Annotated in this window: 6 protein-coding genes; 2 read left to right on the plus strand and 4 right to left on the minus strand. The window is 62.4% G+C overall.

Features of this window, described 5'->3' with window-relative positions; all coding sequences use genetic code 11:
- Window positions 1–283: 283 nt before the first annotated feature.
- Window positions 284–1,297: an FKBP-type peptidyl-prolyl cis-trans isomerase gene (locus V5A53_RS12495; protein ID WP_332313948.1), complete on the minus strand. Its 1,014-nt coding sequence runs from the start codon at window positions 1,295–1,297 to the stop codon at window positions 284–286.
- A 91-nt stretch (window positions 1,298–1,388) separates the two neighbouring features.
- On the opposite strand from V5A53_RS12495, the gene cyaB reads away from it, so the two are divergent.
- Together cyaB and V5A53_RS12505 are read left to right on the plus strand one after the other, a co-directional pair.
- Window positions 1,389–1,925, plus strand: a complete 537-nt coding sequence (gene cyaB, locus V5A53_RS12500; RefSeq protein ID WP_332313949.1) for a class IV adenylate cyclase — start codon at window positions 1,389–1,391, stop codon at window positions 1,923–1,925.
- Window positions 1,926–2,003: 78 nt separating this feature from the next.
- A complete protein-coding gene (locus tag V5A53_RS12505) occupies window positions 2,004–3,209 on the plus strand; it encodes a methionine adenosyltransferase (protein ID WP_332313950.1) in 1,206 nt (401 codons plus the stop codon).
- Between the two features lie 28 nt (window positions 3,210–3,237).
- Here the strand turns inward: V5A53_RS12505 and V5A53_RS14600 are convergent, their stop codons facing one another.
- The 3 genes from V5A53_RS14600 to V5A53_RS12515 all read right to left on the minus strand — a co-directional run.
- Window positions 3,238–3,411: a DUF7836 family putative zinc-binding protein gene (locus tag V5A53_RS14600; RefSeq protein ID WP_442928639.1), complete on the minus strand. Its 174-nt coding sequence runs from the start codon at window positions 3,409–3,411 to the stop codon at window positions 3,238–3,240.
- Between the two features lie 181 nt (window positions 3,412–3,592).
- Window positions 3,593–4,582: a transcription initiation factor IIB gene (locus V5A53_RS12510; protein ID WP_332313951.1), complete on the minus strand. Its 990-nt coding sequence runs from the start codon at window positions 4,580–4,582 to the stop codon at window positions 3,593–3,595.
- Window positions 4,583–4,860: 278 nt separating this feature from the next.
- On the minus strand, window positions 4,861–5,626 hold a 766-nt coding region (locus tag V5A53_RS12515; RefSeq protein WP_332313952.1), incomplete at its 5' end, for a DUF7282 domain-containing protein.

Genomic DNA, 5,626 nt, shown 5'->3' on the forward strand with positions numbered 1-5,626 from the left:
TCGCTCACTTCGTTCGCTCGCGGACATCTCCACTAATTCTGTTTCAGTAGTCTACGCAAGAATTCAGGTTAGTATCCGCCGAGCGGGGCGTTTGAAAAACGCCCCCGAGGCGGTTCGCCGGACGCGAACGAAGTGAGCGTCCGGTAGCGCGCACGAACTGGAGCGCGGCCGTCAGGCCGCGCGGAAGGAGTACGCGCGCATATTTTCCCCATGTTTTTGCCGAGAACGCGGGTCGCGCCCCAGCGCGGGCGCGACCCGCGTTCTCGTGCAAAAAGTGGGAGTTCTAGAGTTCGTCCGCGATCTCGTCGGCGTCGATGTCGGCTTCTTCGAGGGCTTCCTCGATGTCGACGTCGTCGGGGGCGCCGCCGCCACCCATGCCGCCCATCATGCCGCCCATGCCCATCCCCATGCCGGAGCCATCGAGGACTTCCTGGATGAGGATGCGGTCGATGTCAGTCAGGTCGATGACCTGCTGTGCGATCTGCTGTTTCTGCATCATCCACTGCTGGTTCATCGCCAGCTGGGGCGTGGACTCGACGTAGAGGGTCTCCTTCTCGACCGTCTCGGTAACGGTTTCGGGTTCGGCCTCTTCGTCGTCTTCGTCGGGCTCTTCGACGCGGGTCTCCTCGACCTCGTCGGTTTCGACCCACATCTCGAGGTCGACGTCGAGGAACATGCCGAGCAGGCCCTTGGCCTTCTCGAGGTCGTCCTCGACCTGTTCGAGGATCTCGTAGTCGTACTCGATGTCCTCGCCGGCCAGCGGGTGGTTGAAGTCCACGCGTGCGCGACCGCCGATGATGGTTTCGAGAACGCCCTGTTCGCCGTCGATCTGGACGCGGGCGCCAGGGTAGCGGTCGTCCTCGTCGATCTTGTCGGCGGTGACGGTGCGGACCTGCTCTTCGTCGTATTCGCCGAAGGCGTCCTCACCGGGGACGACGACGGTGCCCTCGTCGCCGACTTCCTTGCCGCGGATGTCGTCTTCGACTTCGGGGAAGAGGTGGCCCTCGCCGAGGACGATGACGCGGGGCTCGAAGGTGCCCTGGTCGGCGACGCCTTCCTCTTCGGCGACCTCTTCGTCGGTGGTGTCGACGAGCTGGTCGCCCTCGACGGTCCGGGCAGTGTAAGCGAGACGGATGAAGTCGCCGTCCTGCAGCCCTTCGGCTTCCTCTTCTTCGGCTTCGGCGTCTTCCGTTTCGGCCTCGGCGTCCTGCTCCTCGGTCTCGGTTTCGGTCACTTCTTCGGCGGCCTCCTCGGCCGCGTCGTCGGTCTCCTCGACCTCATCGGGTTCATCACTCATACTCGGAACGTCAGTCGTCGCACCCTTAACAATCACGTTTCCCGTTCGGCGAGCCACGGCGTTTTTACTCGCGCCGAGCGACGGCCCGCCTATGTACGAAGTCGAACTGAAAGTCCGGGCACAACACGAACCCGTCCGGGAGCGATTGGCGGAACTCGACGCCGATCCGAAGGGGATGGTCGAGCAGATCGATACCTACTACGACCACCCGGTTCGGGATTTCGCTGAGACGGACGAATCCTTCCGAATTCGTCGGGAAACCGACGAGGACGAGGAGACCGCTCGTGTGACGTATAAAGGCCCGCTCGTCGAGGAGGCTTCGAAGACCCGCGAGGAGTGGGAAACGGGCGTCGACGATGGCGAGACCATGGCCGAGATTCTGGACGAACTCGGCTTTTCGCCGGCCGCGACCGTCGAGAAGATCCGGGAACGGTTCGAATGGAAGGGCTACACGGTGACGCTCGACAACGTCGTCGGTCTCGGCGAGTACGTCGAAGTCGAGACGGAATCGGAAGCTATCGAACCAGCCCGTGAGGGCGCAATCGAGTTGCTCCAGGAACTGGGACTCGACCCCGAAGAGCAGATCCGGACCTCCTATCTCGGCCTGCTATTGGCGGAAGACGACTAAGATTATACCCTCGGGTTATTAGCTGTGTGCGTTTGGTTTCCGTAAGTTATAGAACCGACGCAGGGATACGATACCGTAATGAGTAACCGAAACATCCGTGTCGAGCCGGTCGTCGGCCGTGCGGTCGAAGATCAGGAAGTCGAAATCGTCGAGCGGAAGGGCCTCGGGCATCCCGATTCTATCTGCGACGGTATCGCCGAACACGTCTCACAGGCGCTGGCCCGCGAGTATCTGGACCGCGTCGGTAAGGTCCTCCACTACAACACCGACGAGACGCAACTGGTCGCTGGCTCCGCCGCACCCGCCTTCGAGGGCGGCGAGGTCATCGAACCCATCTACCTTCTCATCACCGGGCGGGCGACCAAGGAGTATCAGGGCCAGAAGATCCCGACCGAAACCATCGCCCTCCGGGCCGCCCGCGAGTACTTCGCCGAAAACTTCCCGCTGGTCGATTTCGGCACCGAAATCATCGTCGACGTCAAGCTCGGCGAAGGGTCGGGCGACCTTCAGGAGGTCTTCAGCGAGGACGGCGCGCAGGTGCCCATGGCCAACGACACCTCCTTCGGGGTCGGCCACGCGCCGCTGACCGAAACCGAGAAGATCGTCCTCGAAGCCGAAAAACAGCTCAACGGCCACTACAGCGCCGAGAACCCTGCTATCGGTCAGGACATCAAGGTCATGGGCAAACGCGAGGGCGACGACATCGACGTGACCATCGCCGCGGCGATGGTCGACCGGTATATCGACGATATCGACGACTACGACGACGCCGTCCGCGGCGTCCGGGAGTTCGTCGAGGAACTGGCTACCCGCTTTACCGATCGGAACGTCAACGTCCACGTCAACACCGCCGACGACTACGAGGAGGGCTCGATCTACCTGACGACGACCGGTACCTCCGCCGAACAGGGCGACGACGGCTCTGTCGGCCGCGGCAACCGCGCCAACGGCCTCATTACGCCGAACCGTTCGATGTCGATGGAGGCGACGTCCGGAAAGAACCCCGTCAACCACATCGGGAAGATCTACAACCTTCTGTCGACGGACATCGCCGAGACGGTCGTCGACGAGGTCGACGGCATCCGGGAGATCCGTATCCGCCTGCTCTCGCAGATCGGCCAGCCCATCGACCAACCGCACGTCGCCGATGCCAGCCTCGTCACCGAAGCGGGCATCGAGGTAAGCGATATCGAAACCGAGGTCTCCGACATCATCGACCGGGAACTCGCGAACGTCACCTCGATCACCGAGCGCGTCATCGACGGCGAGCTAACGACGTTCTGAATCCGGGGGAAGAGACCGTTCCTCGTGGTTAGAACTTCTTGAGGTTCTGTAGGTCGTGTTCGGTACGCGCGAACTCCGAGAGCGGCCGGCTCGCATGGCAGTTCGGGCAGTTGAACGTCCGGGCTGGTTCGGGAAGATCGCCTGGAGAATCCTGCCAATTCTTACCACATTCGGGGCACAACAGTCGGACGTACGTTTCCATAACCGGCCCAACGTCGGGCAGGTATGAAAACCTTTGTCACGGCATCCGATGTGAGCGGGCCGGCGGCTACCGCGGGTGGGGACGGTTCGTCGAACCGCTATACCTGACGGTTAGCGTGTAAAATAACAGTAAAACCGCAAACCACATCCCGACCACATCCCGAAGCGAACGAGTAGCCGCGTTAGGCGGTGGCGACTTCGGCCGCTTCGAGGAGCTCCTTGTAGCGGTTCCGGATGGTGACCTCGGAGATGTCAGCGACCTCGCTGACCTCGCTCTGCGTTACCTTGTCGTTGCAGAGCAGCGCGGCGGCGTAGACGGCCGCAGCGGCGAGGCCGACGGGCGATTTGCCCGACAACATACCGGACTCGCGGGCCGCCTCGATGAGCTCACGGGCACGGCGCTCTACCTCGTCTTCGAGTTCGAGGTCCGAGACGAACCGCGGGACGTAGCTCTCGGGGTCGGCGGGCTTGACTTCGAGGTTGAGCTCCCGGATGATGTATCGGTACGTCCGGGTGAGCTCCATCTTGTCCACGCGCGAGACGCGGTTCACCTCGTCGAGGCTCCGGGGGACGCCGGCCTGTCGGGCGGCGGCGTACAGCGACGCGGTAGCGACGCCCTCGATGGAGCGGCCCGGCAGGAGGTCGTCCTGCAGGGCACGGCGGTAGATGACGGAGGCGGTCTCTCGGACGTTGTCCGGGAGGCCGAGTGCGCTGGCCATCCGGTCGATCTCGCCGAGGGCCTGCTTGAGGTTCCGCTCCTTGGAGTCGCGGGTGCGGAAGCGCTCGTTCCACGTGCGGAGCCGCTGCATCTTCTGGCGTTGCTTGCTCGACAGGGAGTTGCCGTAGGCGTCCTTGTCCTGCCAGCCGATGTTCGTCGACAGCCCCTTGTCGTGCATCATGTTCGTGGTGGGAGCGCCGACACGCGATTTCTTGTCCTTCTCGGCGCTGTCGAAGGCGCGCCATTCCGGGCCGCGGTCGATGTTATCCTCTTCGACGACGAGGCCACACTCGGTACAGACGGTTTCACCGTGTTCGGTGTCCGTCTCGAGGCGGGCGCCACACTCGGGGCACGTCAACGTCTTCTCGCTGGTCTCTTCGGTTTCGCTTTCAGCCTGCTGGGTCGATTCGGTTCGATTCTCGTCCGTATAGGTTCGGATACTTGTATCGCTCATGATGGATGTGATGGATGACGACCGACACCGGGGGAGGAAAGCCCAAGAATCCCGGCGCCGTTCTTCCTAACATACTGTTAGTCCGAAAAGAACTTAAAGCTTTCGGTGATTCTGAACGTCGAACGCCTGAATTGGGGCCTCTATCGCCGGTATTCGTGTTACCGCGTCTCGTGTGTTATGGGTTTTCACACCAACTACAACATATAAGCTTTACTGAGGGAGATACGGCCGATAGTGTCGCCCATCCGTCAAAAGAAGAGACGGTATAGGGTTGGCGCTCAGTTCAGACGGCGGGCTGCGAAGACGGAGCCGATGATGGCCAGCAGCGCGACGACCACACCGAATCCGGCACCGTCACCGTCGGTTTCGGTGTCGTCGCCCTCGCCCTCGCTGTCGACGAAGTCGTATTCTTCGTTGTCGTTCGTGTCGCGGTGGGCCATCGGGACGACGGTGTCGTCCTCGTCGAGCGGTTCGTCGAGGTGGACGCCCACGTTACGGTGGAGGCCCGGTTCGAGGTACTCGGAGGAACCACGGATGCTCCCGAAAACCTCGCCGTCGAGAACCGTCGAGTCGTGAATCGTCACGAAGCCACCGTCTTCCAGGAAAACCTCGTCGACGGTGACGTAGTGGCCGGAGGTCGCGGTGTCGTTCATCGTGACGCTCGTCTCGTCGGTGGGCGTCACGGCCGCGCTGTCGATGACGGCCTCGTCCTGATCGTTGATGAAGGGACCGTCCTCTCCGCCTTCGGATTCGGCGAAGTCGTACTGTTGGTTGTCGTTCGTGTCCCTGTGCGCCATCGGGATGAGAGTGTCCTCGTTGTCGAGTTCCTCGTCCAGTTCGATGCGGACGTCCTCGTGGACGCCGGCTTCGAGGTGGTCGCTCGTTCCGCGGATGCTGTCGAAGGTGGCGCTGTCGAGGAGCGAGGAGTCGTGAATGGTCACGAAGCCGTCCTCCGAGAGTTCGACCCGGTCGACGACGACGGCGGAACCGTCGGCAGTGTACGGGCCATCAGCCTCGGCGCCGCTGGAGACGAACGAGTAGATC

The sequence above is a fragment of the Natronomonas sp. genome, from assembly GCF_036625485.1.
Classification (GTDB): domain Archaea; phylum Halobacteriota; class Halobacteria; order Halobacteriales; family Haloarculaceae; genus Natronomonas.

What these genes read in the sequence shown, in the direction of transcription:
- V5A53_RS12495 (WP_332313948.1), bottom strand. Translation starts at nt 1,297, where the DNA reads ATGAGTGATGAACCCGATGAGGTCGAGGAGACCGACGACGCGGCCGAG.
- cyaB (WP_332313949.1), top strand. Translation starts at nt 1,389, where the DNA reads ATGTACGAAGTCGAACTGAAAGTCCGGGCACAACACGAACCCGTCCGG.
- V5A53_RS12505 (WP_332313950.1), top strand. Translation starts at nt 2,004, where the DNA reads ATGAGTAACCGAAACATCCGTGTCGAGCCGGTCGTCGGCCGTGCGGTC.
- V5A53_RS14600 (WP_442928639.1), bottom strand. Translation starts at nt 3,411, where the DNA reads ATGGAAACGTACGTCCGACTGTTGTGCCCCGAATGTGGTAAGAATTGG.
- V5A53_RS12510 (WP_332313951.1), bottom strand. Translation starts at nt 4,582, where the DNA reads ATGAGCGATACAAGTATCCGAACCTATACGGACGAGAATCGAACCGAA.